24 protein-coding genes are annotated in these 24,490 nt (G+C 65.3%); 9 read left to right on the forward strand and 15 right to left on the reverse strand.

Translation table 11 applies throughout. The features are described 5' to 3' along the window. Positions 1-60 precede the first annotated feature (60 nt). Positions 61-1,149 carry an ABC transporter substrate-binding protein gene (locus tag OCH7691_RS14600; RefSeq protein ID WP_085884263.1) on the reverse strand — a complete coding sequence of 363 codons (1,089 nt, stop codon included), beginning with the start codon at positions 1,147-1,149 and terminating at the stop codon, positions 61-63. 63 nt (positions 1,150-1,212) lie between these two features. Beyond that, positions 1,213-2,049, reverse strand: a complete 837-nt coding sequence (locus OCH7691_RS14605; RefSeq protein ID WP_085884264.1) for an IclR family transcriptional regulator — start codon at positions 2,047-2,049, stop codon at positions 1,213-1,215. A 205-nt stretch (positions 2,050-2,254) separates the two neighbouring features. Between OCH7691_RS14605 and OCH7691_RS14610 the strand changes: the two genes are divergently transcribed. The 3 genes from OCH7691_RS14610 to OCH7691_RS14620 all read left to right on the forward strand — a co-directional run bounded on the left by OCH7691_RS14610 (position 2,255) and on the right by OCH7691_RS14620 (position 7,604). Next, on the forward strand, positions 2,255-3,478 hold the full coding sequence (locus OCH7691_RS14610) for a M20 family metallopeptidase (protein ID WP_085884265.1): 1,224 nt from the start codon (positions 2,255-2,257) through the stop codon (positions 3,476-3,478). A 75-nt stretch (positions 3,479-3,553) separates the two neighbouring features. Then, positions 3,554-5,617: a hydantoinase/oxoprolinase family protein gene (locus OCH7691_RS14615; protein WP_085884266.1), complete on the forward strand. Its 2,064-nt coding sequence runs from the start codon at positions 3,554-3,556 to the stop codon at positions 5,615-5,617. Position 5,618: 1 nt separating this feature from the next. Further along, positions 5,619-7,604, forward strand: a complete 1,986-nt coding sequence (locus OCH7691_RS14620; protein WP_085884267.1) for a hydantoinase B/oxoprolinase family protein — start codon at positions 5,619-5,621, stop codon at positions 7,602-7,604. A gap of 43 nt (positions 7,605-7,647) precedes the next feature. On the opposite strand, the gene OCH7691_RS14625 is transcribed toward OCH7691_RS14620, so the two are convergent. Together OCH7691_RS14625 and OCH7691_RS14630 are read right to left on the reverse strand one after the other, a co-directional pair. Then, positions 7,648-8,781 (reverse strand): M24 family metallopeptidase, encoded by a 1,134-nt coding sequence (locus OCH7691_RS14625; protein WP_085884268.1) that lies wholly within the window; start codon positions 8,779-8,781, stop codon positions 7,648-7,650. A 3-nt stretch (positions 8,782-8,784) separates the two neighbouring features. Further along, positions 8,785-9,933: a M24 family metallopeptidase gene (locus tag OCH7691_RS14630; RefSeq protein WP_085884269.1), complete on the reverse strand. Its 1,149-nt coding sequence runs from the start codon at positions 9,931-9,933 to the stop codon at positions 8,785-8,787. Positions 9,934-9,984: 51 nt separating this feature from the next. On the opposite strand from OCH7691_RS14630, the gene OCH7691_RS14635 reads away from it, so the two are divergent. Next, positions 9,985-10,821: an aldo/keto reductase gene (locus OCH7691_RS14635; RefSeq protein WP_085884270.1), complete on the forward strand. Its 837-nt coding sequence runs from the start codon at positions 9,985-9,987 to the stop codon at positions 10,819-10,821. 14 nt (positions 10,822-10,835) lie between these two features. On the opposite strand, the gene OCH7691_RS14640 is transcribed toward OCH7691_RS14635, so the two are convergent. The 7 genes from OCH7691_RS14640 to OCH7691_RS14670 all read right to left on the reverse strand — a co-directional run bounded on the left by OCH7691_RS14640 (position 10,836) and on the right by OCH7691_RS14670 (position 16,263). Further along, positions 10,836-11,516, reverse strand: coding sequence for a 2-hydroxychromene-2-carboxylate isomerase (locus OCH7691_RS14640; protein ID WP_085884271.1), 681 nt, complete (start codon positions 11,514-11,516; stop codon positions 10,836-10,838). A gap of 82 nt (positions 11,517-11,598) precedes the next feature. After that, positions 11,599-12,399 (reverse strand): transporter substrate-binding domain-containing protein, encoded by an 801-nt coding sequence (locus tag OCH7691_RS14645; protein ID WP_085884272.1) that lies wholly within the window; start codon positions 12,397-12,399, stop codon positions 11,599-11,601. A 60-nt stretch (positions 12,400-12,459) separates the two neighbouring features. After that, positions 12,460-13,188, reverse strand: coding sequence for an amino acid ABC transporter ATP-binding protein (locus OCH7691_RS14650; RefSeq protein WP_085884273.1), 729 nt, complete (start codon positions 13,186-13,188; stop codon positions 12,460-12,462). Further along, entirely contained in the window at positions 13,169-13,825 is a 657-nt protein-coding gene (locus OCH7691_RS14655; RefSeq protein ID WP_085884274.1) for an amino acid ABC transporter permease, read from the reverse strand. The genes OCH7691_RS14650 and OCH7691_RS14655 overlap by 20 nt, the downstream gene beginning before the upstream one ends. Positions 13,826-13,843: 18 nt before the next feature. Then, complete coding sequence (locus OCH7691_RS14660; RefSeq protein WP_085884275.1) at positions 13,844-14,506, reverse strand: amino acid ABC transporter permease; 663 nt, start codon at positions 14,504-14,506, stop codon at positions 13,844-13,846. Positions 14,507-14,577: 71 nt separating this feature from the next. After that, positions 14,578-15,384 carry a phytanoyl-CoA dioxygenase family protein gene (locus OCH7691_RS14665; protein WP_085884276.1) on the reverse strand — a complete coding sequence of 269 codons (807 nt, stop codon included), beginning with the start codon at positions 15,382-15,384 and terminating at the stop codon, positions 14,578-14,580. A gap of 81 nt (positions 15,385-15,465) precedes the next feature. Further along, positions 15,466-16,263: an IclR family transcriptional regulator gene (locus OCH7691_RS14670; protein ID WP_139839710.1), complete on the reverse strand. Its 798-nt coding sequence runs from the start codon at positions 16,261-16,263 to the stop codon at positions 15,466-15,468. Positions 16,264-16,469: 206 nt separating this feature from the next. Between OCH7691_RS14670 and OCH7691_RS14675 the strand changes: the two genes are divergently transcribed. Further along, a complete protein-coding gene (locus tag OCH7691_RS14675; RefSeq protein ID WP_085884278.1) occupies positions 16,470-16,889 on the forward strand; it encodes a VOC family protein in 420 nt (139 codons plus the stop codon). 113 nt (positions 16,890-17,002) lie between these two features. Here the strand turns inward: OCH7691_RS14675 and OCH7691_RS14680 are convergent, their stop codons facing one another. Together OCH7691_RS14680 and OCH7691_RS14685 are read right to left on the reverse strand one after the other, a co-directional pair. Next, positions 17,003-17,299 carry a putative quinol monooxygenase gene (locus tag OCH7691_RS14680; RefSeq protein ID WP_085884279.1) on the reverse strand — a complete coding sequence of 99 codons (297 nt, stop codon included), beginning with the start codon at positions 17,297-17,299 and terminating at the stop codon, positions 17,003-17,005. Positions 17,300-17,310: 11 nt separating this feature from the next. Then, positions 17,311-18,459 (reverse strand): isocitrate/isopropylmalate dehydrogenase family protein, encoded by a 1,149-nt coding sequence (locus OCH7691_RS14685; RefSeq protein WP_217808012.1) that lies wholly within the window; start codon positions 18,457-18,459, stop codon positions 17,311-17,313. A 225-nt stretch (positions 18,460-18,684) separates the two neighbouring features. Between OCH7691_RS14685 and OCH7691_RS14690 the strand changes: the two genes are divergently transcribed. The 3 genes from OCH7691_RS14690 to OCH7691_RS14700 all read left to right on the forward strand — a co-directional run bounded on the left by OCH7691_RS14690 (position 18,685) and on the right by OCH7691_RS14700 (position 21,622). Beyond that, complete coding sequence (locus OCH7691_RS14690; RefSeq protein ID WP_217808015.1) at positions 18,685-19,692, forward strand: TRAP transporter substrate-binding protein; 1,008 nt, start codon at positions 18,685-18,687, stop codon at positions 19,690-19,692. 104 nt (positions 19,693-19,796) lie between these two features. After that, entirely contained in the window at positions 19,797-20,342 is a 546-nt protein-coding gene (locus tag OCH7691_RS14695; protein WP_085884282.1) for a TRAP transporter small permease, read from the forward strand. Further along, entirely contained in the window at positions 20,339-21,622 is a 1,284-nt protein-coding gene (locus tag OCH7691_RS14700; protein ID WP_085884283.1) for a TRAP transporter large permease, read from the forward strand. The genes OCH7691_RS14695 and OCH7691_RS14700 overlap by 4 nt, the downstream gene beginning before the upstream one ends. Positions 21,623-21,682: 60 nt before the next feature. Here OCH7691_RS14700 and OCH7691_RS14705 read toward each other — a convergent pair whose 3' ends face one another. Next, a complete protein-coding gene (locus OCH7691_RS14705; protein WP_085884284.1) occupies positions 21,683-22,399 on the reverse strand; it encodes a GntR family transcriptional regulator in 717 nt (238 codons plus the stop codon). Further along, positions 22,396-23,457 carry a Gfo/Idh/MocA family protein gene (locus OCH7691_RS14710; protein WP_085884285.1) on the reverse strand — a complete coding sequence of 354 codons (1,062 nt, stop codon included), beginning with the start codon at positions 23,455-23,457 and terminating at the stop codon, positions 22,396-22,398. The genes OCH7691_RS14705 and OCH7691_RS14710 overlap by 4 nt, the downstream gene beginning before the upstream one ends. Positions 23,458-23,674: 217 nt before the next feature. Here OCH7691_RS14710 and OCH7691_RS14715 point away from each other — a divergent pair, with 217 nt between their 5' ends. After that, complete coding sequence (locus OCH7691_RS14715) at positions 23,675-24,490, forward strand: N-acyl homoserine lactonase family protein (RefSeq protein WP_085884286.1); 816 nt, start codon at positions 23,675-23,677, stop codon at positions 24,488-24,490.

Genomic DNA, 24,490 nt, shown 5'->3' on the forward strand with positions numbered 1-24,490 from the left:
CGCCACCGGTCGACCCCCCGCCATGGAGATTACTTAACAGTAGTGGGGAATGTTCGGCTGCTAGCTGCCGAGCACTTCCTTGTTCCAGCGATCCTTGATCTCGTCGCGATAGGCAAACATCGCCATGTAGTCGAATTCGCGCTGGATCTTGCCGAGACCCTCGACCTGCTCGTCGGTCAGCTCGAGACGCTTCAGGTCGGGCGGCAGGTTCTTCATCGCCTGGATATTGGTCGGCGGATAGCCGGTCAGTCGCGAGAAGGCGATCTGCCGTTCCGGATCAAGCGAGTAGTTGACGAGTTTCGCCGCCAGCTCCGTGCTTTCCTTCGGACGGCCGTTGATGATCGCGGTGTTCCAGATGAAGCTGAGGCCGCCCTCTTCCGGCACCACGAACTCGACCGGTGCGCCGGCCGCCGCGGCCTGCTCGGTACGGGCTCCGAAATACGGCGCGACCCAGACCTCTTCCTCGACGAGAAGCTGCTTCGTATGCTCCACGTTCTCGATCGTGAGCGCCGCGTTATCGGTGTAGAGCGCCTTCAGCTTGGCGATGCCAGGATCGACATTGTCCGGCGAGCCGCCCTCGAGCTGGTTGATGGCGTGGAAGACTTCCTGCCCCATCCAGTTCCAGGCCGGGAAGGCAACCTTGCCCTTCAGTTCCGGATTCCACAGGTCGGCCCATTTCGTGATCGGCGACTTCACCCGCTTGGTATTGACCACGAGGCCGTAAGGCGTGTGGATCTTGCCCGCGAGGTAGGGATAGCGGAAGGACGGGTGGATGTCCTTCAGGTTCGGGATCATGTCCTCGGTCCATTCGATAACCGCGTCCATGGCGCCGAGCTGGCTGGAGGTGTTCTGGTTCTGGTGGATGAGATCCCACTGCGGGCGTCGGCGCTGGGCAATCACCAGCGGCTCGAACGACAGGCCCGTCTTCCAGACGATGTTTGCACCCTCGGCCTTCGCGAAATCGTCGACGAAGGTCTCCGTGAACCACTTCTGCCAGGTCCCGCCGGCGAACAGGATATGCAACTCGCCTCCCGCCGCGCGGGCGGCGCTGGAGCCGAAGCCGGCCAGCGCCGCGGCGCCCGCCCCGGTCATGGCGGTGCTTTCGAGAAAGCGCCGACGATCCATCAAGGTCTTCAGATAGTTGCTCATTACTTGTGGCCTCCCGTTGTTGCCTGGTGTTGAGCTTAAACCCCTGAATCACTCACCCCGAATTCAGGGAATCGAACCTATTCGCCCGGTATATCTTGTGCCGTCTACAGCGACGATTTTTGAGTCGAACTCCGGAACACTTCTGAATTCCTGCCAATATTTGTCTTTTACACGACGTCCGATCTCGCAAGCCTCGACAAGCATGCTCTTCTTCATTCTCTTGATTATCTCGTCATCGGCGGCCGATGTCGGAAAGGAGAGCGAGAAGGCCACGGCTTGCGGCTCGTCCGCACTTTCGACAGCACAGCCGATGGCACAGAAGCCGGAAAAGTTCGTGTTGAATGTCGCGGCCACGCCGTCCCGGCGAATGTTCGCGAGGTCCGACAACAGGCTGTCGATATCGGTCTCGTATTCCGCCTCGGGGTGGCTGAGCGGATCGGGGTGAAGCGCGCGCACTTCCGCATCCGGCAGGCGGGCCATCAGGACCCGGCCAATCGTCGTCGCGAAGGCCTGGCCACGATATCCCGGCTCGAGGACCAAGCGCACGGGATAGGAGCCCTGCCGCACCCGGATCAGAACGATGTCGGCGCCGTTCAGCACTCCGATATAGCCCGTCGCATGATACTCGTCGACCAGCCGGCTCAGCGCCTCATCGACGAGATCGAGAAGCTTCAGCCGCTTCTGGAAGTAGTTGCCGAGTTCGAAGGCGAGAATGCCCGGCCCGTAACCGCGCCGCTTCGGATCGGGTTCGATCAGGCCGGATTCGGCCAGGGTCTTCATGAGCCGCGAGACCGTGCTCTTGGGTAGTCCCAGGTGCTCGGCCACTTCCGACACGCGCAGTTCCGACCGCTCCGCCGAGAAGCATTGAAGAATGCGAATGCCGTTTTCGAGTGAGCTCATGACTCCGGTCGACTGCCTGCCCTGTTTATCGCCCCGTCCGGTGCTGTTTTATTTTTTGTTCCATATACAGCAACCATGTTCCATATACGGTACGATCGCTTGCACGGCCTGTCAATAACCCCGTATCCTCGCATCACGCGGGGACACCCCGGACGGCCCATCGACCATTCGGAAGGGCAGCCGGGACCATGAACTGGGGGGTTTTATGGTGGACAGCACCGGGTCATCGATACCGATCGCCGAGCGCAAGGAGGCACTCGACTTCCTCGCCGGCATGATCCGCCACAAGAGCTACTCCGGTACGCCGGGCGAGGAAGCCCTGGCCCGGCACATGGTCGAGCGGATGCGGTCGCTCGGCATGGCGGCGGAGTTGCAGCCTGTCGAAGGCGGACGGTTCAACGCGATCGGCCGGCTGAAAGGCGAAGGTGGCGGCGCCAGCCTGCTCTTCAATGGCCACCTGGACACCAATCCGGCGACCGACGACTGGACCGTCGACCCCTGGGGCGGGCTACAGGACGACGATTTCATCTACGGCATCGGCGTTTCCAACATGAAGGCCGGCGACGCGGCCGCCTTCATGGCGGTCAAGACCCTGCTCGACAGCGGCGTGCGGCTGAAGGGCGACATCGTCCTGGAATATGTCGTCGGCGAATTGCAGGGCGGCATCGGCACCGTCGCCGCGATCGAGCAGGGCGTGCGCGCCGACTATTTCATCAACATGGAACCGACCGACCTGAACGGCCTGACACTCCATGCCGGCGCCTTCAACTTCGCGATCGAGCTGCGCGGCATCACCCGCCATATCTCGAAGCGCGAGGAAGCCGTCGACGCGATACTCGCCGCCTGCGACCTGGCACCGCGAATCGCCGCGATCACCTTTTCCGGCGCGGCGAACGACGAGCACCGGACGGTCAACCGGGCCAATGTCGGCGTGCTCCGCGGCTCCCTCACCCCCGATTTCCACGACTGGCGGCCACCGCAGGTCGCGGACTTCGCCCGGCTCGTCGGGACCGCCCGCTATGCGCCAAGCCAGAACGAGGACGGCGTGCTCGCCGACCTGCGTTCGCTGCTCGACGATCTGCAGCGGCGCTTCCCCGGGCTCCGCGCCGAGGTAAGGAAGGAATTCGGCAGTCACCGGATCAGCATGCTGCCGTTCGAGGTCGCGAAGGATGCCCGGATCGTCCGAACGGTCGATGCCGCCCACCGCGCCGTTCGCGGCAGCGCCCTGCCGACCGGCCCGATCCGGCCCTACTGCTATTACGGCACGGACGCGGCGCATCTGCTGCACCGCGCCGGCATGGAGGGCATCGTCTGCGGGCCGGGCGGCAAGTACAACACCATGCCGGACGAACGCGTCGACATACCGGACTATCTCGACATGATCGAGATCTACACCCGCTCGATCCTCGATATCTGCGAGAGAGCCTGACGTCCCCACCCTTCGGACAATCCACTTATTCTTCCAGGCTTCGGGTCGACCGGGCCCGAACATCAGGTGAGTAGCATGCCCAGGAATGAAACGCGTATCGGCATCGACATCGGCGGAACCTTCACCGATTTCGCCATCTGGCAGGGCGATGCCGCCGGCTATGTCAGCATCGCCACGCACAAGGTTCCGTCGACCCCGCCGGAGTTCGCGCAGGCGGTCATCAACGGCCTGGAAGACATCATCGCCCGCCACGGGATCGCACCGGACGACCCGGTGACGATCGTCCATGGCACCACGGTCAGCACGAACGCGGTGATCGAACGCCGCGGCCCGAGCATGGCCTTCCTGACGACGCGGGGTTTTCGCGACCTGCTCGGCCTCGGCCGGCTCAGGCTCGACCGCCCGGTCGACATCTTCAACCAGCGCCCCCTGCCGCTGGTGCCGCGCAGGCATGTCTTCGAGATCGACGAGCGTATCCTGGCCGACGGTTCGATCGACCGCGCGCTCCAGGCCGACGAGGTGGCGCGCGCCGTGAAGACGGCCGTGGCCCAGGGGGTCGAGGCGATCGGCATCTGCTTCCTGCATGCCTTTCGGAACCCGGCGCACGAACAGGCAGCCCTCGCCGCTGCCCGGGCGGCGGCCCCCGATGTCGAGATCATCGCCTCGCACGAGGTCTGGCCCCAGGAAGGCGAGTATGAACGCGCCATCGTGACCCTGCTGAACGCCTTCGTTCGCCGGGTCATGGACGGCTATATCGGCGAAATCGAGACTTACCTGGAGAAGCGCCTCGGCAACGCCCGGCTGTTCATCACCAAGTCGAACGGCGGCGTGATGGCGGCGGGCGACGCACGCCGCTTCCCGGTCCATACCCTGCTTTCCGGCCCGGCTGCCGGCGTCAGCGCGGCGCGCTATCTCGGAAGCGCGCTCGACAGCGGCGACGTGCTGACGATGGACATGGGCGGGACCAGCACCGACATGTCCCTGATCCGCGACGGCCAGGCCATGACGTCCACCGAATCGCGGGTTGGCGATTTCCCGCTGATGATGCCGGTCACGGCGATCGAGGCGCTCGGCGCCGGCGGCGGCTCGCTCGTCCGCATGGACGGACCCGTGCTCAAGGTCGGCCCGGGCAGCGCCGGCGCAACCCCCGGTCCGGCCTGCTACGGCCTCGGCGGCACCGAACCGACGCTGTCGGACGCCTATCTGCTGTCCGGCTATCTGAACCCGGATTCGCTGCTGGGCGGGCGTATGCCGATGCGCGCCGACCTGGCGGAGCAGGCCTTCGGACCGATCGCGGCCACCCTCGGCATGTCCGTCGCCGACACCGCCGAGGCCTGCATCAAGGTCGCCACCTCGAACATGCTGGCAAGCGTCCTGCCCTTCCTCGCCCGGCTCGGCGTCAACCCGACCGATCTCAGCCTGATGATCTTCGGTGGCGCCGGTGGCATTCACGGCCCGCTGCTGGCCGAGGAAGTCGGCATCCGCCGGATCATCGTGCCACGCACGCCGTCGGTCTTCTGCGCCCTTGGCTGCCTAGTCTCGGAACTGCGGCACGATCTGGTGCAGAGCGTGCATGGCGCAACCCCCGACGAATCCGGGGTGCGGACGATCTTCGCGGCCCTGAAAGGCGAAGCAGACCGCTGGCTCGAGACGCAGACGCATGGCCATGCGACCGAGTCGGTCGCCTACATGCCGCAGGCGGACATGCGCTACCTGGGCCAGTCCTTCCAGGTCACCGCGCCCTTGCCGCAGAATGCGCTCGACCAGCCGGACATGGCGACGATCGCCGAGGCGTTCCACGCGGAACACCAGCGCCTGTTCGGCCATTCCGATCCGACCGCGCCCGTCGAATTCACCGATTTGCGGCTGACGCTGGTGGCGACAATGGCACGGCCCGAGGCGACCGCGACGCTCGCCGCCGGGACCGCGCCGCCGGCGCCGAAGCGGACCCGCGCGGTCCGTTTCCGCACCGGGCCGGTTGCCGAAACGCCGGTCTTCGCGCGCGAAGATCTCGCCGCCGGCGACCGCCTGCAGGGCCCGGCAATCATCGAGCAGGCCGACGCCACCATCGTGGTGCCGCCGGGATACGACGCCGAAGTGGGACGCTTCGGCGATTTGATGCTGACGATGGAGCGCTGACATGGACCCCGTACGCACCGAGATCATGAAGAACCGCTTCGCTGCGATCGCCGAGGAAGCGGCCTCCATCGCCTATCGCACGGCGCACACGACCTACGTCAAGCAGACACAGGATTTCCAGTGCGCGCTGGCGACACGAGACGGCCATTTCTTCGCCTTTCCGAGACTGAGCGGGGTGACCACCAGCGTCGGGCAGAACATCCGCACGACGGTCGACCTGATCGGCGAGGACAACCTGGCGCCCGGCGACGTGATCATCACCAACGACCCCTTCGGCACTCAGGGCCTCTGCACGCATACGATGGACGTGCATCTGATCCGCCCGATCTTCCGCGACGGCCGGCTGCTCTGCCATGCGTGGTCGTTCATCCATGCCTCCGACATCGGCGGCGCGGTGCCGGGAAGCATTTCACCGGTCAATTCCGAGGTCTACCAGGAAGGCATCCGGCTTCGTGCGGTGAAGCTCTACGACCGGAGCGTCCTGAACAGCGACGTGCTCAACGTCTTTCTCGACAATTCCCGGATTCCCGACCTGATCTGGGGCGACATCAAGGCCATGCTGGCCGGCATGAAGACGCTCGATCGTCGGGTCAACGAGCTCTGCGACCGCTATGGCGAGGATGAATTCCAGACCGGGATCGAGGAAGTGCTCGACTTCGCGGAACTGAAGGCGCGCGGCGTCATCGCCGAGATCCCGGACGGCGAATATGCCTTCAGCGATTATCTGGAGGGCTATTCACCGGGCGAGTTCATCTTCCTCCACGCCGCCCTGAAGATCGCCGGCGACCAGGCCTCGATCGACTTCGCCGGCAGCGATCCGCAGGTCCAGTACGCCCTCAATTTCACTAGCAGCAGCGGCGTGCATCCGTTCCTCTGCCTGGCGCTCACCAACTATATCCATACCCGAGTCCCGGACATCCCGATGAACGGCGGGATCATGCGGCCGATCCGCACCAGTTCGCCCAAGGGCACGATCATGAACGCGGAATTCCCGGCGGCGATGGGCAACCGCTGGGTCACCGCGATGCGGATGTATGACGTGATCCTCGGTTGCCTGGCGCAGGCCGTGCCGGGCGGCCTTGCCGCTGCCGGTGCCGGGCAGGCCGGCATCATCTCCGTCTCGGGACGCGATCACACGACCGGCCTGCGCCGGGTCAGCGTCGTCGAACCGATCGTCGGCGGCTCCGGCGCCCGCGCCGGGCTGGACGGTATCGACGGCACCGACATACCGATCGCCTTCCTCAGAAGCGCGCCGTTCGAATATGTCGAGATCGAAACGCCGCTGATCATGCGCCGCTACAGCCTCGGAACCGATCTGCATGGCAAGGGCCGGACGCGGGGCGGCGGCGGCGTCGTCACCGACATGGAGAACGGCGACGTCGAGGCGGTGATCACCGTCCGCGGTCTGGACAGGACCGTCTTCGCGCCCTGGGGATTCGAAGGCGGCACGGCCGGCACCTCCGGCACCGCGATCTTCAACCCGGACGGCGATGCCCCGGAAGAACTCGGCAAGGTCAAGGTTCTCGACCTCAGGCAGGGCGACGTGCTGCGCCTCATCACCCCGTCCGGCGGCGGCTTCGGCGACCCGCTGGAGCGGGATCCGGCGCGGGTCCTGGAGGATGTGCGGGACGGATTCGTGAGCCTCGAAAGCGCCGCGCGCGACTACGGCGTAACCATCGTCGATGACGCGGTCGATGACGCGGCAACCGACGCCCTGCGGGCGCGGATACGCGACGGGCGCAAGGCACGGGCCGGCGCCTTCGATCTCGGCGACGGCCGCCGGACCTTCGAAAAGGTCTGGCCCGAGCAGGCAAGCGTCGCCCTGGCGCTCGCGGTTTTCGACGTCGAGCCCGGCCTGCGTCCGCATGTCCTGCGGGCTGTCCGGGCCCGCTTCAGCGAGGCGGAGCCGGCCACGCCCGAGGCCGCCCGCGCCGCCGTCGGCGACTGGGTCGCCCGGCTCGGTCGCGCACGGGCGGCGGTCGCCTGATCCACGGCCGGGGCGGCACCGGCCGCCCGGACCGGTTCGCTTGCTACCCGTCGATCTCGGGCGCTTGCGACGCCCGGGTCAGACGCTCGGCCCCGGCCTCGCCGACCAGAAAGCTGTCGCCCAGCACCATGACGCGATTGCCCGCGAGATCGCGGATCGCCGCCTCCAGGTAGACGCAGGCGCCTGCCGGCAGGCAGGCGTCTTCGCCGGGCCGAAGATAGGGCCAGTCGGCCTCGCTCGGCGCATAGATCGCGCCCAGCCCGTGCCCGGATACGCGGACGCCGTCGCCAGCGTCGACGGCCGCGACATCGCCGGCCACGACCCCCGGCCGCAACAGGCCGGCGGCCGTTTCCTGGGCCGCGCGGACCCGTTCGAACAGTTCCCGCCCCGCGCGGTCCCGCGGCGCCAGGACCAGTGTCCGCGCGATCCCCGCATGATAGCGGAGCGACGATCCGGCAAGGCCGAGGAACAGCGGATCTCCCTCCGCCAGCACCCGTCGCCCCGAATGACCGTTCGGCGCGGCCGCCTCGGGGCCGGAGCCGATCACCGGTTCCCACGCCGCCGGCATCCCGCCCGCGCGCAGCATGTCCGCCTGCATGCGGCCGACGATCAGGGCCTCCTCCACATCCGGCCGGGCGAGACTTCGGGCCGTCGCGATCGCCTGGTCGGCGCGGGCGGCGGCGGCACGGGTCAGGGCAATCTCGGCCGGGGTCTTGGCAGCCCGCAAGCCATCGACCAGCCGGGAGGCGTCAACCAGGTCGCAGAACCCGCCGCAGGCCTCGGCCAGCTGTCGCCAGACGAAGGCCGTCATGCCGAAACAGTCCCGTTCCACGCCGAGCCGCTTCTCGGCGAGCCCCTTCTCGGCCAGCAGATCGCGGAGCATCTCGCCCGGCCCCTGTCCCTGCCCGTCCAGCCAGACCCGGATGTCGGGAATGTCCGACGTGATGCGCGCCTGGCGCAGGTCCGGCAAGCGCGACAGCAGCGCCAGGTCCCCGTCCCCTGTCAGCAGCAGGCACTGGAAATAGGTATGCGCCCCGGAATCGTAACCGGTCAGGTAATAGCGGCTATCCTGCTTGAACAGCACGAGGGCATCAAGCCCCTCCTCTGCCATCGCCGCGACCGCCCGCGCCTGCCGGGCGGCGAATTCCGCCGGCGGGAAATGTGCGATATCCGCCATCCTCTAGGCCTCCACCAGTTCGCGCGGCATGCGGGTCAACGTCTCGCAGCCCCGTTCCGTGACCAGCGCGGTCTCGCCCAGCGACATTGCGAGCCCGCGGTCGTGGTCGACCAGGATCATGTGCATGAAGAAGACCATGCCCGGCAGGACCGGCGCGTCGTTGCCGGAATAGAGCATCGGATAGTCCATCCATGTCGCCCCGTAGGTCGCCCCGAGGCTGTAGCCGCAGGCTTTCAGGCGATAGGCCTCGTAGCCGGCGGCGTCGAAGACACGGGCATGGGCGTCGAAGATATCGCCGGCCGTGGCGCCCGGCCGGCAGGCGTCCTGGCAGGCCGCGATCGCCTCCGCGCAGGCGTCGAACATCGCCCGTTGGCGCGCCCCGGCGCGGCCGGTGAGAAGCACCCGCATCAGGCAGGCATGATAGCGCCGATAGGCGGCGCCGAACTCGAGCTGCAACTGATCGTTCGCGTCCAGCGTTCGGTATCCCGCATGGCCGCGCACCAGCAGCGCCGAACGACCGGACCCCATGACGAAGCCGTTGGCGAGATCGCCGCCGCCGGCCAGCACCGCACCGCTCATCGCCGCGGCGATGGCGCCCTCGTCGGCACCGGCACGGGTTTCGGCGATCGCCGCCGCCAGCGAATCGTCGGCAAGCGCCGCCGCCTGCCGTACACAGGCAATCTCGGCCGCGCTCTTCACCACGCGCAACCGGTCGATCAGGCGCGACGCGTCGGAAAGACGACAAAGCTCTCCGCATGTCCGCTCGATCGCTGCCCAGAGCGCCGCGTTGATGCCCCAGGCGTCGAGTTCGATGCCGACGCGCTTTCCGCCGAGCCCCTTCTCCCGCAGGACGTCGGCGAGCGCGCCCGCCGGATCGGCCGTGGCCGTCCAGGGCAGGCAGCGGATATCATCGATTCCGGATGTCAGGCGTGCCTGCGGCAGATCGATCTCGTATAGAAGAAGTGCGAGGTCGCCGTTATCCTGCAACAAGAGCACCTGGAAGCGGCAATAGGCAGAGCCATCGCAACCGGTCAGATAGTAAAGGCTCTCCTGCCGGAACATGAGTAGCGCTTCGAGACCTTCATGCCCCATTTCTTCTATTGCGCGGGTCTTTCGGGACGCGAATTCTGCCGATTCGAAATGCAGGGGCACAGCGTACTCTCCACCTTGATACTCGCCCGTTACCTATAAGGATCATATCGCATGCAGACCATTTCCGTGCAGGGGATCTCGATCCCGGCGCTCGGTTTCGGCACCTGGCGCCTGGCCGGAAAGGAGGCCACGCACTTGGTGCGGAGCGCCCTCGAGATCGGCTATCGCCATATCGACACGGCGCAGATGTATGGCAACGAGGCCGAGGTGGGCCGCGGCATCGCGGAAAGCGGTATTGCCCGGGACGATATCTGGCTGACGACCAAGATCTGGCCCGACAATTTCGCCGACGGTGTCTTTCAGAAAGCGGCCGCCGAACGGCTGGCGCTGCTGAAGCAGCCCTATGTCGACCTGCTTTTGCTGCACTGGCCGAACGCCGAAATCCCGCTCGCGCAGACGATCCGCGCCCTGAACGAGGTCCTTGCCAGCGGGCTCGCCCGGCATGTCGGGATCAGCAATTTCACGACCCGGCTGATCGACGAGGCGGCCGCGCTATCGGATGCGCCGCTCGTGATGAACCAGGTCGAATACCATCCCTATCTGGACCAGTCCGCGGTACTCGGCACGCTGGCACGCCACGACATGGCGCTGACCGCCTATTGCCCGATCGCCCAGGGCAAGATATTCGCCGACCCGGTGCTCGCCGAGATCGGCGAGAAGCACGGCAAGAACGCCGGTCAGATCGCCCTCCGCTGGCTGCTTCAGCAGGACCGCGTCGCGGCGATCCCGCGGACCGCCAGCGAAGACCATGCGCGGTCGAATTTCGATATCTTCGACTTCCGACTGAGCGACCCGGACATGCGCCGGATCCACGCACTGGCCCGCCCGGACGGGCGGCTGGTCAAGCCCGATTTCGGTCCGGACTGGGATCCGGCGCCGGATCGTTGATCCGGTCCGCGGCGCTAGTCGAGCTGGCTGGCGAGCACAAGCGGCTCGGTCTTGCCGGCAACAAGATCGCGCAGGAAATCGAGCCGATCCTGGCCGAAGAACAGTTCGCCCCGGTAGAAATAGCTCGGTGAGCCGAAGACGCCCTTCTCGGCCGCAAGCCGGGTATTCGCGGCGAGTTCGGCCTGGATGTCGGCGGTCATGGCCTCGGTGCAGATTTCCTCACCCCCGACCCCGATCGACAGGCCATCGACAAGTTCGGCGATGACCGCCCGGTCGGCTATGTCGCGGTCATCCCGCCACAGGGCCTCGAGAATGGCATGACTGATCGCGCCGGCGTCGAGGCCGCGCCGCTGCACCGCGATCACGGCGCCCGACGCCAGTTCGCGGGGGCCGTAGTGATGGGCCGGATCAACGTTGATCGGGATCCCGAGCCTGCGGCTCCAGCGCCGGTACTCGGCGCGCGTATAGGCTTCCCGGACGGGGCTCTTCTCCAGCACCCGGGCCCCGGCATAGTGCCGGTCGGCCGGGCGGGCGTCATCGACCGAATTCAGGCGATCGACGAGTTCCCGCAGGTCGACCGGTCGATGCACGACGCTGAGCCCGAATTCCGCTGCAAGCGCATTGAGCCGCGCCGCGCCCAGATAGGTGAACGACGAACGCACGGAATAGAAATACTCGATGGGCTCGGAGGTCATGATCGGGTCCTGGATGGAAAAGCGGGAAAATCTCGCGGAAACGGCCGGGACGCGGTCGCGCCCCGGCCGTCCGTGGTAGCGATCAGAAGGAGGGAAGATCCTTCTGCAGGTCTTCGTCGAGCCATTTGCGATGCAGTTTCTGCAGTTCGCCGTTGATCTTGTTGTAATAGACGAAGGTCTCCAGCCACCGCATCCAGTCCGGATCGCCCTGCCTGAGGCCGATCGAGGCCGGCGCCCGCCGCATGACGAACTTGAGCTCCATCTTCCGGTCAGCGTTCTTCTTGTTGGCGTTGATCACATGCATGTTGACCGCCGCCCACATGTCTGCCTGGCCGGTAAACACGGCCGCCATGGTCGTCGCCTCGTCCTCGTAGCGAACGATATTGTCGTCCGGCACCATTTCGGAGAGCGTCAGATCCATCGTCGTGCCGCGACCGACGGCGATGCGGTAGTCACCGACCTCTTCCGGCGAGGTGACCTTGACGTCCGCCGGGCCGTAAACGCCGATGATCAGGCCCGAATAGGGTGACGTGAAGGCGACCTGCTTGGCCCGTTCCGGCGTCGCGCCGAAAAGATTGACCTGCACGTCGACCTTGTTGGTGAGCAGGTAGGGAATCCGGTTGATCGAGGTCATCGGCACCATCTCGAGTTCCACGCCAAGCTGCTTGGCGAGAAGCTTCGTGAGATCGATGTCGAAGCCGGCCGGCTCGCCATTCTCGTCGATGAAGCCGAACGGCGGGGAGTCGACCGGCACGCCGACAATGACCTTGCCCCGGTCGATGACCTCATGAAGGGTCGACTTGGCAACCGCGGCCTGTCCTCCAACGGCCAATGACACGACCGCGGCGGCAATGGCGCCGAACTTACTCAGACTGTACTTCACGCGTAGCTCCTCTCTGCTAGTTGGGGTGGGTACGTTCCCTGCCCACTGTTCTGACGCCTTTCAGAGAACCGACTGGATGAAGGTGGCCAGTTCAGGCGTTTCAGGTTTGGTGAAAATCCGGTCCGGCGGGCCCGATTCCCAGACCCGCCCTTCGTGCATGAACACGACCTGGCTGGAGACCCGCCGGGCGAAACCCATCTCGTGCGTCACCAGGACCATGGTCATGCCCTGCCGGGCGAGATCCTCGAGCACCTTGAGAACATCGCCGATCAGCTCCGGGTCGAGCGCCGAGGTGATCTCGTCGAGCAGCATCACCTTCGGCGCCATGGCGAGCGAGCGCGCGATCGCAACGCGCTGCTGCTGGCCGCCGGAAAGTTGGATCGGATAGGCGTCGATCTTGCTTTCGAGGCCGACCTGCCGCAGCACGTCCACGGCGACCTGGCGAACGTCTGCCGCGGCACGCTTCTGGACGACCTGCGGCGCCAGCGTGATGTTGCGCTCCACGGTCAGATGCGGAAACAGGTTGTAGCTCTGGAAGACGATTCCGAGCCGCTGCCGCAGCAGGCGCAGGTTGGTCGCAGGATCGTTCACCTGGACGCCGTCGGCCCAGATCTCGCCGGACTGGACCTTCTCCAGGCCATTGATGCAGCGTAACAGCGTGCTCTTGCCGGATCCGCTGCGCCCGATGATGGTAACGATCTCGCCTTCCTCGATATCCAGCGAGACCCCGTTGAGGACCGCCAGATCCCCGAAACTCTTGTGAACGTTCTCAATGCGAATGAGCGACATTGAGCTTCCTTTCAAGGTGACGGCTCCACAGCGAGAGCGGATAGCAGAGCGCGAAGTAGATCAGCGCGACCGCGAGATAGACGGTGAAGGGCTTGAAGGTCGCCGCGGTGACCATCTGGCCGGCGCGCAGCAGCTCGACGAAGCCGACGACCGCGGCCAGGGAGGTGTTCTTGATGATCTGGACGAAGAAGCCGACCGTCGGCGGAATGGCAATGCGCAGCGCCTGCGGCAGGATCACGTAGCGCATCTGCTGGAAGAACCCGAGGCCGAGACAGGAAGAGGCTTCCCATTGGGTCTGCGGAATGGCCTGGATGCAGCCGCGCCAGATGTCGCCCAGGAAGGCGCCCGAGAACAGGATCAGCGACACCGACACCGCGACCCAGGCCGAAACCTCCAGGCCCATGATGCTGAAGCCGAAGAAGAACAGGAACATCTGGCCAAGCAGCGGCGTGCCCTGGACAGCCTGGATGTAGCCTGTGGCCAGCGCGTTCAGCGAACGCGGCCCGACGACGCGGACGGCGGCGACGACGAGCCCGACAATGCTGCCGCCGATGAAGGCGATGAACGAGAGAAGCACCGTCCACTGCGCGCCCTTGAGCAGCAGGCCAACCTCGTCCACTCCGAAATCACGAAACATGACGATCCGGGTCCCCGTTCAGGTTTTTGCAAAGGCGAAGTGACCGACGACCCGGAACAGGACCCGGAAACCGAGGGACATGGCGAGATACATCAGCGAGACGACCAGGTAGATCTCGAACGGCAGGAAGGTCCGCGAGTCGAGATAGGCCGCGACATGGAAGAGTTCCTTGGCCGAGATCAGCGAGACCAGGCTCGACCCGAGCATCAGCAGCACGAACTGGCTGGTGAGCGCGGGATAGACCGTCTTCAGCGCGGGAAAGACGATCACGTAGCGGAAGACCTGCCAGTGCGACATCCCGAGGCAGCGGCCGGCCTCGATCTGGCTCTTCGGGATCGCGGTGATCCCCGCCCGCACGATCTCGGTCGCATAGGCGCCCATGTAGATCGTCAGGCCGATGACCGCCGCCGTCTCGGCCGAAATTCGCACGCCAAGGCTGGGCAGGCCGAAGTAGACGATGAAGAGCTGCGCCAGCAGCGGCGTGTTGCGGATGAAATCGACGTAGCCGGTTGCGATCCAGCGCCCCGGCCGGGGGCCCCACAGCTTCAGCGAGGCCCCGACGAGTCCGACCAGAAGGCCGAACACCATCGTGGTCGCCGATAGCTGCAATGTGACCAACGCGCCCTGGAGCAACAGGTCGAAGTTGTTCCAAATCGGCGTGAAATTGAAGTTGTAGCTCACGCTGTCTCCCCCGAAGGCGGCGTCGGTCGCACCGGATCACTGGTTGGGTATCGTTCCCGAAGAAGTACCGCCTAGCCGCGCATGACGGGGAAGAGGTCGCAATCGAGCGGGCCACCCGGCGCGATCCCGGGATCTTCCAGCATCGGCTGCAGGTTGGGACGCGGATAGTAATAGGCGTCGTCGCCGGTCCAGCGGATGACATAGGCCCGCCGGGCGCGGTCGCTCCGCTTGTTGCCGGGAGCGCCGTGCACGGTCAGGCCGTGGTGCAGGGTGCAATCGCCGGGCTCCATCTCGTACTGGGCGAAGCTCAGCGTGTCGCGCATCGCCTCGATGTCCGGCACCGGCGGCAGGTCCTCCTTGTAGAGATCCTTGTCGATGAAGGCCTCTGCCTTGTAGCGCTGGCCCCAGCGGTGCGAGCCCTTCACATACTCGACCGCGCCGCTGTCCCTGGTGACCGGGTCGAGCGCGATCCAGATGGTGCAGACCTGATCGCCGTTGACCGGCCAGTAGGGCATGTCGTGATGCCAGACGGTCGGCGTCGACGTTCCCGGCTCCTTGACCAGGAACTGGTCGAACAGCAGGTTGGTCTTTTCCGCCTTCATCAGGGCACGGGCGAGATCGGCGGCGGCGCTTGTGCGCAGGAAACCCTCGAGTTCGGGGATATGCTTCCAGACGAAGGTGTCGCTGAAGAACCGGCCGCTGCCGTCCCGTGTCGCCTCGCGCCCCATCCGGCTCGGCGCCGCCATGTCGCGCGTCACGACATCGCGCAGAAAGTCGACCTCTTCTGCGGAGAAGGCCTGGCGCACGCAGACGATGCCGTCCTCCTGGTAGGCGCGCACCTGCTCTTCACCGATCAAACCGCCTCGATTGCCTGTCATCTGCTTTCCACTCCTATACGCACAGCCTCACCGGCCGCTCCAAGATCAACGCTCCTCGAGCTTGGCAAAAAAAATCCGCCTCTATCGGACGGTTCCAGATTCGCTACCCAGTTCCAGCCCGGCCCTGCCGAGGACGGAACGGACATTCCGCGCAGCCACCATCAGGCCGTCGACGATCGTCTTCGTATCGCGATTCTTCATTCGCTCCGCCGGGCCGACGACAGCAAGGCTGTAGATCACGCCGAGCGGCCGGGTCTCGACCGGTACGGCGATGCTGTAGACTCCGAGATCAATCTCCTGGTCGCACACCGAGTAGCCGTTGGTCCGGACTTCGGCCAACTCGCTCAACAGCGCTTCCCGGGATGTCGTGGTGGAATCGGTGTAACGGTACAGATCGCCGGCGAGGCAGCGCTCGACGACATCGACCGCCTGGAATGCCAGGATCGACTTGGCCGTCGAGCAGGCGTGGTTCGGCGTCGGCCCGAGCTGCACCTGTACGAAACTGGTCCGTGACTCTTTCGGCGCCCGCAGAACCGCGATCTCGATACTCTCGCTGCCGCGGAACCGGGAAAGAATGGTCGCCTCGCCCATTTCATCCGCCAGCCGCTGCAAGGGCGCGTCGATCAGCTGGCCGATGACGTCGTTCTCGCAACCGAGATGCAGCAGGCGGAGAAGGCGCGCACCCAGATGGTAGTGCCTGGCGTCCAGCCCCGGCTCCAGGAACCCGATATCGACAAGCGCATTGATGGTGCGGTGGGCGGTGCTTTTCGGAAGCCCCTTCATCGCCATCACATCGGTCAGCGTCGCGCCTTGCGGCATGCCGCTCACGGCCTCGAGGACCGCCGCAACCCGACCTAAGAATCCATGCGTCTCTGTCAACGATTTCGTTCCATTTCACGGGACGTCATCCAGTTAAACGGAACTTTTATGAATCGGCAATCACTTTCGGCGGAGTTCGCAAAAACGTGAGCCAGCCGGCTGGAATGATCGTTTCAGGCGAACCATGAAGCGAGAGTGGTGTTTCCGTGCTGAGCTGAGGCAACGTTGCACGACGAAGCACGAGGGAGAACGACGAGGACAGCGCCATGACCATCCATCTCGACCATACGATCGTCCCGGCACGGGATCGCGACGGTTCCGCCCGGTTCCTGAGCGAGATCCTCGGCCTGCCGTCACCGCAAACCGTGGGACCGTTCGCCATCGTGCGGATTGGCGATACCTCGCTGGATTTCGTCGCGGCGGAGGATGATATCCATCCGCAGCACTATGCTTTCCTGGTGAGCGAGGCGGAGTTCGACGCGATCTTCCGCCGTATCCGCGACCGCGGCCTGCCCTACTGGGCGGACCCGGGTCGCCGCGACGAAGACCGGATCAACCGCTGGGACGGTGGCCGCGGGGTCTATTGGGATGACCCGAACGGTCATCTCCTGGAGATCATCACGCGGCCTTACGGCAGCGGCGGAACGACGACCGACACTCCCCATCCCCTGGTGGCGGACGACTGACCGCGGTTGACCCGCCGGCGACACGGCGCGGAAGGTCGCAAGGAGCCGGGCTGGCTACCGTTCCGGTTCCAACAACTCTACAGGATCAGCGCGAGCGCCCCATCCGCCCCAGCCTAGGGCTTCGGCCAGGCCCGCTCATAGGTCTTGACGCTCTTCCGGGCAACCCAGCCGTCGACGGTTTCGGCGAACGCCTTGTAATGGGTGCTTTCGAGATGCCTCCGGAATGCCGCCTCGTCCGCGTAGACCTCGTAGAGGAAGCAGGATTCAGGCTCGGCCGGATCATGACAGACGTCGAACTGCAGACAGCCCGGCTCCTGGCCGAGCGACGTCTCGGCCTGCCGGGCCATCGCCGCGCGAAAGCGCTTGCGATGCTCCGGCGCAACGACAAACAGGACGGTGACGACGTACATGACTGCCCCTTTCAGCCCCGGGCCGCGGCGCGCGGGCCGGCCTCGATCCTCTCGATGAGCCGCCGCGTCACGTCCCGCGTCCCCATGTTGCCGCCGAATTCCATCGGCCGGAGCTCGTTGGCGGTGAACCCGTCGAGGATCGCCCCGTCGATGACCGCCGCCGCCGCCGCAAGCGAGCGGTTTCCCGATTTCTCCCCGAGATAATCGAGCATGAGGGCGGCACTCAGAATTGCCGCCATCGGATTAGCCATGTCACGCCCGGCGATGTCCGGCGCCGAACCATGTGCCGGCTGGAACAGTCCGTGCGCCTCGCCGATCTCGCCACAGGCGGCCATGCCCATGCCGCCGACCAGTCCCCCGGCGAGATCCGAGAGAATGTCGCCGAACATGTTCTCCGTGACCATCACATCGAATTCCCACGGCCGGCGGACCAGGTCGAGCGCCTGGGCATCGACGTAATTGTAGGACACCTCGATATCGGGGAAGTCCGCCCGGCGCTCGTCGAAGATCCGGCGAAAGAAGGCCATGGAATTGAACACATTCGCCTTGTCCACGCAGGTGACCCGGCCGACACCGCCGCGCGCCTTTCGCTTCCGCGCCAGGCCGAAGGCGAAATCGTGAAGCTTCTCGGTCGTCGGCCGAGTGATCCGCAGCACGTCCTGAACCTCGTCGTCGGTCACGACGGGACTGCGGCCATGAACGGCGGCGGAATAGAAAAGCCCCTCGGTGGACTCCCGCACGATGACCAGATCGATATTGGCGGCGCGCGGATCGGCAAGCCGGCGCGGGGCGTTCGGATAGGCCCTGACCGGCCGGACCCCGGCATAAAGCTGGAACCGTTCGCGCAGGCGAAGATGCGGCGCGATCTCGGTCCCGTCAGGATGGCGGATCTCCGGCCACCCGATGGCGCCCAGAAAGATGGCGTCCGCCTCGCCCGCCGCCTCTTCCCCGCCCGGCTCCACGTCGCGACCCGTTTCGGCGAAATACCGCGCACCGGCACGGATCGGTCGAAGATCGAGCGCGAATCCCCCGACCCGGCGCTGCGCCGCCTCGGCGACAGCGAGGGCGGATTCGGCGACATCGACGCCGATGCCGTCTCCCTTGATTACAGAAACGCGGTAGTGCGGGACGCTCATCGCGGCGGTCCTTCTGTCAGTCATCCTGGATCGGTCCGAACCTCTCGGTCCGGGCGCGCGGCGCCTGTCGCTCCGCCCGTGTCGGGAACTTTAATGCATACGTTGACAGATGCGCAATTGCATTTATTATCTGGTTCCGCGGCCCATACCACAGTTCGACCATCAACCAAATAAGAGGGCGGCGTTCGCACGGCAGCGCTCCGCCGCGAAGAAATAACAAGGGAGAGAACGATGTCTTTGGAACAAAACTTGAGAAAGGCCCGCAGCGCGGCGATCGCGGCGTCAGTATTCTGCGCAGCCCTGTCGGCGTACTCGGTTGCGGATGCCGCGACCGTTCTCAAATTCAGCCATACCGACAATCCCGGCGGCTCGCGACAGGCCGCCGCCGAGGTATTCGCGGAAAAGGTCAAGACCTACACTGACGGCCGGTACGAGATCAGGATCTTCCCGGCGGGACAGCTCGCCAACGACCCGAAGGCGATCGAGCAGCTTCAGCTCGGTGGCATCGACTTCACAGTGACGGCGACCGGCAGCTATGCGACCCACCTGCCGGCGCTCAACCTGACGGCCATGCCGTTCCTGGTCGACACCTACGAGCAGGGCTGGGACTTCTACGACAACTCCCCATGGCTGCAGGCGCGCTTTGACGAACTTCCATCGAAGGGTTTCCGCGTCCTCTCGACGTGGGAAGCCGGGTTCCGCAGCTTCACCACCACGATGCCGCTGACTTCGCCGGCCGACGCGGCGGGCAAGAAGATGCGGGTATTCCCCAACGACATGATCCGCTGGACGATGGAAGCGATCGGCTTCCAGACCGTCGTCATGCCGATCACGGACGTCTACCTGGCCATTCAGCAGGGAACGGTCAACGGCCAGGAGAACCCGGTCGACACGATCCGTTCCCTGCGCTTCTACGAAGTGGCGCCGAACATCACCCTGACCCGGCACGTCTATAGCCCGCTTCCGCTGACAGTGGCGGAAAAGACCTGGCAGAAGTTCTCCGATGCCGACAAGGAAGCGGTCCGCAAGGCAGCGATGGAAGCCGCCGCTTTCAGCCGCAATCTGGTGCGCCAGTCGGTCGACTCGCAGCTCGACGAGATGAAGGCCGCCGGCGCGACAGTGACGAAGCCCGAGATCGGGCCCTTCCGCGATGCGGTCGCCCCGGTCTACGACAAGGCCCGAGGCGTCTATGGCGACGCGGTCGACGAAGTCCTTGCCGAGGCGGCTGAAGTTCGCAAGAAATTCCCGGCGAACTGAGTGTGACGAAGGGGTTGCGTCCATCGGCGGCATAGTCGCGGCGCAACCCCTCGACCGCATCGACATCCATTCCCGCGTCGCTTCTCCGGAGAGTATGCAAGGCTATGGACTATCGAGGCCGCTATCCGGCTCCCCTCAGGCAGCTATCCATGGTCATCGACGGCATGCTGGCGATCGGCGGGCTTGCCATCGTTATCATCGTCTTCGTCAACGCCGTACTCCGTGGCGCGGCCGGTTTCGACCTCTCCTGGTCGCTGGAAGTCGTCCAGTTCCTTCTGTTGTGGCTGACTTTTCTGGGTTGCGCGGCCGCCTCGGCCCGCGGCGCCCACATGCGCGTCACGGAGGTCGTCTCGAACCTTGTTCCAGCGCCCTTGCACTGGCCGCTCACGGTGGCCATCGACGTGCTCATCGCGGTTCTCTTGTGCAGCATGATCGTCAACGGGGTGAATATCTCGGCGCATACCTGGGCGCAGCTCACGACGGTGCTCTACTGGCCGGTCGGCCTGCACTATGCCTCCCTTCCGGTCGGCATGAGCGTCACCCTGCTGTTCCACGTCGTGAATTTCCTCATCGATCTGCGGGCCCGGAAATCCGGCGTCTTCGCCGGCTCCGCCGGGCCGGATGCGAATGACTGGGAAGACTTCGAATGATCCTCCTGTTCGTATGCGCGCTCTTCCTGGTCAGCGTCTTCCTCGGGATCCCGCTGGTCTGGGCAATCCTCATCACGGCGGTCGTCCCGATCTTCGTCTTCGACCTCGGCTATCCGCTGCAGGCCGTCTATCTCAACTTCATCGGCGGCGTTGAACCGATCCATTTCATCGCCATCCCCCTGTTCATAGTCGCCGGCGAGATGATGAGCCGCGGCGGCGTGGGACAACGCATCATCGACTTCGCTCGGGCCGCTTTCGGATTCCTGCCGGGCGGGCTTGGCTTCGTCGTTGTCGGCGCCTCCATGCTGTTCGGCGGCATATCGGGCTCGGCCATCGCCGATTCCGCGGCCATCGGGTCGGTGATGATCCCGAACATGGCAAAACAGGGCTACAAGCGGTCGTTCGCCGGCGGCCTGGTCGCCGCCGCCGGCACGGTCGGGATCATCATTCCGCCATCGATCCCGATGTTGATCTACGGCTTCGTCGCCAATGTCTCGGTTGCCGACCTCTTCATCGGCGGCATCATTCCGGGCCTGATCTTCGGCCTGTTCTTCATGGCCGTCTGCTATTACGTCGGCAAGAAGACCGGGTGCGATCCGGGCGGCCGCATGGTATCCAAGCGGGAACTGTGGCGCACCTTCATCGCTTCGGCACCCGCGCTGTTCATGCCGATCCTCATTCTCGGCGGGATCTTCAGCGGCTTCATGACGCCGACCGAGGCGGCCGCCTTCGCGGTGGTCTACGGATTCGTTGTCACCGTGGTCATCTACCGCGACTTCTCGCTGCGGGACCTGCCGAAGCTAATCATCGATTCCTTCGTCACCAGCGCGATCGTGATGGTCGTGATCGGCGCGACCAGCGTGCTTGGCTGGCTAATCACCCTGGAGCAGATGCCCCAGATACTGGTCCGCTTCGTCGAGGCGGTGTCGTCCGATCAGATCACCTTCCTGCTGCTGGTGAATGTCGTTCTGCTGATCCTCGGACTGGTGCTGGACCCGGTTCCAGCGATCCTGCTGACGGCACCGCTGTTCGTTCCCACCGCGATCAGCTTCGGCGTCGACCCGGTCCATCTCGGCGTCATCATGACCTGCAACGTCGCGGTCGGTCTCTTCACGCCACCGGTCGGCGCGACCCTCTACGTCGCTTCGCGGATTTCCGGTGTGGGGGTTCTCTCGATCGCCCGGTCGATGATGCCGCTCTACCTCGTCGCGATCTGCGCGCTGATGCTCGTGACCTACGTCCCGGCGACGACGATGACCCTGGTCGAGTATTTCAGGTAGGCGATCGCGGAAGCCCGGGCGCCGATCCGGGCCGGGCGCGGCGCGGCAGCCACTGGCCCGCTACACCTGATGGAAGCCGTGCTTCTGCAGCAGGTCGATGATGAGATGCATGGCTTCCTTGCGATGGGCCGTGTGCAGGGCCCGGGCCCGCTTCTGATCACCCGCCACGATGGCCTCGAACAGGGCCTTGTGATCACTGTTCGATCGGGTCGGCGACGGCCTCAGGTGAACCGTCAGCATGCGCGCCCGGTGAACCTGATCGTTGTATGATTCCACCAGGGCCTGCAGGCGGCGATTGCCCGACATGGCGACAAGCAGGTCGTGGAACCGCTTGTCGGCCGCCGCCCAGCGATCCCGATCGTCGGTCGCGAGCGCGGCATCCATTTCGTTCAGGGCCCCCTCGACGTTCGCGATTTCCTTCTTCGATAGCTTGCGCGCAGCGGCCTGTTGCGCCGCCAGCCCCTCCAGTTCCGTCAGGATCTCGTAGATCTCGGTCATGTCCTGCGTCGACAGCGGCAGAATGCGCACGCCGCGCCGCGGGCGGATCTCCACCAGGCCCTGCGCCTCGAGCATGACGGCGGCCTCCCGTACCGGGGTCCGGGACATGTCGAGCATCTCGGCGAGCTCGGACTCGAGATAGCTCGATCCCGGCGGCAGGCGGTTGCTGACGATCATCTCCCTGAGAGCGACAAGTGCGCGCTGTGTCTGCGAAGGAGATTGGGCCGCGCCGACAGGGGCGCGCCCGGCCCCGGCGCGGGATGCTTCGCTCTGTCTCATGAATTCAGCTCGATCCTCCGGCCACGTTCCGCTGATTCGTACAGCGCCGACTCTATCCGCATGTTCCGCAAATAGGGAGCCGCCTGGTTCTCCAGGGTCTCCCCGTGGAGAAGGCCGGCCACGACGTGGCGTTGCAGGGCGGCGACGCAGTCCCCGCCGAAGGCCTTGCTTTCCGGAGGTTCCGCCAGGGGCCGCCACGCAGCGGCGCCATGCTCCCGGACGGCAAGCCCGCCGTCGCCGAGCAGACGGATCTCGCCGCCTGTGCCCTCGACGTAGCACTCGCCCATGGTCAAACGCCGGTCGGCGGCGGCATGGTCGAGCAGGCGATTTCCGTCGAACAGCGCTCTGGCGCCATTGTCGTAGCCGAAGACGAAATAGCCCGCGTCCTCGCCCCTGACAGCCGGGTTGAGGCGGCGCAGATCCGCGTAAACGCTGGACGGCTCGCCGAGCAGGAAACGGAAGGTGTCGATCCAGTGGACACCGGTCTCGTGCAGCAGGAAACGCGGCATGTGCCGGAAATAGGGTTGCCGGTCGAGATAGGCATCCTGCCCCTGCCCGTCGCCCGGACGGAGCCGGAAGGTCACCTGCAGGACCTCGCCGAGGCGGCCGGAAGCGATCTCCTCGCGGATGCGCCGATACCAGGGCTGGAAGCGGAAATTCTCGTGCACGATCAGCGGCACCGCGGCGGTCTCGGCCAGCGCGACCGCGCGTCCGGCTGTCTCCAGGTCCCCGCAGAAGGGCTTCTGGCAGATGATCGCCTTGGCACCGGCCTCGATCGCCAGGGCGATCATGTCGAAATGGGTTTCGGGAGGAGAGACGATGTCGACGACGTCCGGCTGCAGTTCGCGCAGCATCCGGGCGGGATCGTCATAGGCTCCCACCCCCACGGCGCGGGCTCGTGAGAGGTCGACGTCGGCGACCGCGATCAGCCGGCAGTGCTCGATGCGCTGCCACGCGTCATAATGGAAGCGGCTGAAATATCCGGCACCGATGCCGGCAACGACGAGATCCGGTACATCCCTCTGCCGGTTGCCCGTACGCTGCGATCCGCCTGTCATGCTCGATTGCGCTCTGCCTTCTTGAACTTCCACTCCCTCGGGATGGTCCGTGGGCCGAACCGATCCTTGTATATGCGGGCGCGGGAGAATTGACAATGAATTTTATTATGTATACGTCATTGGCTGAACAGCCATGTGGCGCCGCCCGCCGGGCTTGCCTGACAAGGGCGAAGGGGGCACGCCGGAAATGGCGCGGGATCTCGCGGGAGGGGCTGCAATGGACGTCGTCTGGCAGGTATTCGCGGTCAAATACGCCGAACGCAACGGGCGCACACGTCAGGACTCCTTCATTCTCGATGACGACCACGCGACGCCCCACGCCATGGACTATTTCATCTGGATCCTGAAGTCGTCGGCCGGTGTCATCGTCGTCGATACCGGCTATGACCGGAGCGAGGGCGAGCGCCGCGGCCGCCCCATCCTGCGCGACCCGGGCGACGCGATTGCCGCCGTCGGCATCGACCCGATGGCCGTCGAAAACCTGATCATCACACACATGCATTATGACCATGCTGGCGCGCTCGACCGCTTTCCCCGGGCGACGGTCCATATCCAGGAAACGGAGATGGCCTTCGTCACCGGACCCTGCATGTGCCATGAGCACCTGCGGAAGCCGTTCACCGCGGAACATGCCTGCCAGATGGTCCGGCGGCTGTTCGAGGGCCGGGTCCAGTTCCACAACGGCGACGGCATCGTCGCGCCGGGGGTGAGCATCCACCGCATCGGCGGACATACCCGGGGATTGCAGGTCGTGCGTGTCCGGACCGAGGCCGGATGGCTTTGCCTTGCCTCCGACGCCTCGCATTACTACGAGAATTTCCTTCGCGCGAAACCGTTCCCCATCGTCGTCGATCTCGCCGCCATGCTGGATGGCTTCCGCCGCATTCAATCGCTTGCGGACAAGCCGTCGCTGGTCATCCCCGGACACGACCCGCTGGTCTTCAGCTATTTCGATCCTCCGGCCGGCGGCCCTGACTTCGTGCTGCGGCTCGATCAGGGTCCGGCCCGGCCGGTCGCCGGAACGGGGCGCTGA

The sequence above is a fragment of the Oceanibacterium hippocampi genome (assembly GCF_900172325.1).
Taxonomy (GTDB): domain Bacteria; phylum Pseudomonadota; class Alphaproteobacteria; order Sneathiellales; family Sneathiellaceae; genus Oceanibacterium; species Oceanibacterium hippocampi.

Excerpts from the sequence above, each read along its gene's own strand:
- OCH7691_RS14600 (WP_085884263.1), bottom strand. The coding sequence starts at position 1,149 with ATGAGCAACTATCTGAAGACCTTGATGGATCGTCGGCGCTTTCTCGAA.
- OCH7691_RS14705 (WP_085884284.1), bottom strand. The coding sequence starts at position 22,399 with ATGAGACAGAGCGAAGCATCCCGCGCCGGGGCCGGGCGCGCCCCTGTC.
- OCH7691_RS14700 (WP_085884283.1), top strand. The coding sequence starts at position 20,339 with ATGATCCTCCTGTTCGTATGCGCGCTCTTCCTGGTCAGCGTCTTCCTC.
- OCH7691_RS14695 (WP_085884282.1), top strand. The coding sequence starts at position 19,797 with ATGGACTATCGAGGCCGCTATCCGGCTCCCCTCAGGCAGCTATCCATG.
- OCH7691_RS14715 (WP_085884286.1), top strand. The coding sequence starts at position 23,675 with ATGGACGTCGTCTGGCAGGTATTCGCGGTCAAATACGCCGAACGCAAC.
- OCH7691_RS14650 (WP_085884273.1), bottom strand. The coding sequence starts at position 13,188 with ATGTCGCTCATTCGCATTGAGAACGTTCACAAGAGTTTCGGGGATCTG.
- OCH7691_RS14665 (WP_085884276.1), bottom strand. The coding sequence starts at position 15,384 with ATGACAGGCAATCGAGGCGGTTTGATCGGTGAAGAGCAGGTGCGCGCC.
- OCH7691_RS14710 (WP_085884285.1), bottom strand. The coding sequence starts at position 23,457 with ATGACAGGCGGATCGCAGCGTACGGGCAACCGGCAGAGGGATGTACCG.
- OCH7691_RS14625 (WP_085884268.1), bottom strand. The coding sequence starts at position 8,781 with ATGGCGGATATCGCACATTTCCCGCCGGCGGAATTCGCCGCCCGGCAG.
- OCH7691_RS14640 (WP_085884271.1), bottom strand. The coding sequence starts at position 11,516 with ATGACCTCCGAGCCCATCGAGTATTTCTATTCCGTGCGTTCGTCGTTC.
- OCH7691_RS14615 (WP_085884266.1), top strand. The coding sequence starts at position 3,554 with ATGCCCAGGAATGAAACGCGTATCGGCATCGACATCGGCGGAACCTTC.
- OCH7691_RS14680 (WP_085884279.1), bottom strand. The coding sequence starts at position 17,299 with ATGTACGTCGTCACCGTCCTGTTTGTCGTTGCGCCGGAGCATCGCAAG.
- OCH7691_RS14655 (WP_085884274.1), bottom strand. The coding sequence starts at position 13,825 with ATGTTTCGTGATTTCGGAGTGGACGAGGTTGGCCTGCTGCTCAAGGGC.
- OCH7691_RS14610 (WP_085884265.1), top strand. The coding sequence starts at position 2,255 with ATGGTGGACAGCACCGGGTCATCGATACCGATCGCCGAGCGCAAGGAG.
- OCH7691_RS14685 (WP_217808012.1), bottom strand. The coding sequence starts at position 18,459 with ATGACTGACAGAAGGACCGCCGCGATGAGCGTCCCGCACTACCGCGTT.
- OCH7691_RS14620 (WP_085884267.1), top strand. The coding sequence starts at position 5,619 with ATGGACCCCGTACGCACCGAGATCATGAAGAACCGCTTCGCTGCGATC.
- OCH7691_RS14675 (WP_085884278.1), top strand. The coding sequence starts at position 16,470 with ATGACCATCCATCTCGACCATACGATCGTCCCGGCACGGGATCGCGAC.
- OCH7691_RS14635 (WP_085884270.1), top strand. The coding sequence starts at position 9,985 with ATGCAGACCATTTCCGTGCAGGGGATCTCGATCCCGGCGCTCGGTTTC.
- OCH7691_RS14605 (WP_085884264.1), bottom strand. The coding sequence starts at position 2,049 with ATGAGCTCACTCGAAAACGGCATTCGCATTCTTCAATGCTTCTCGGCG.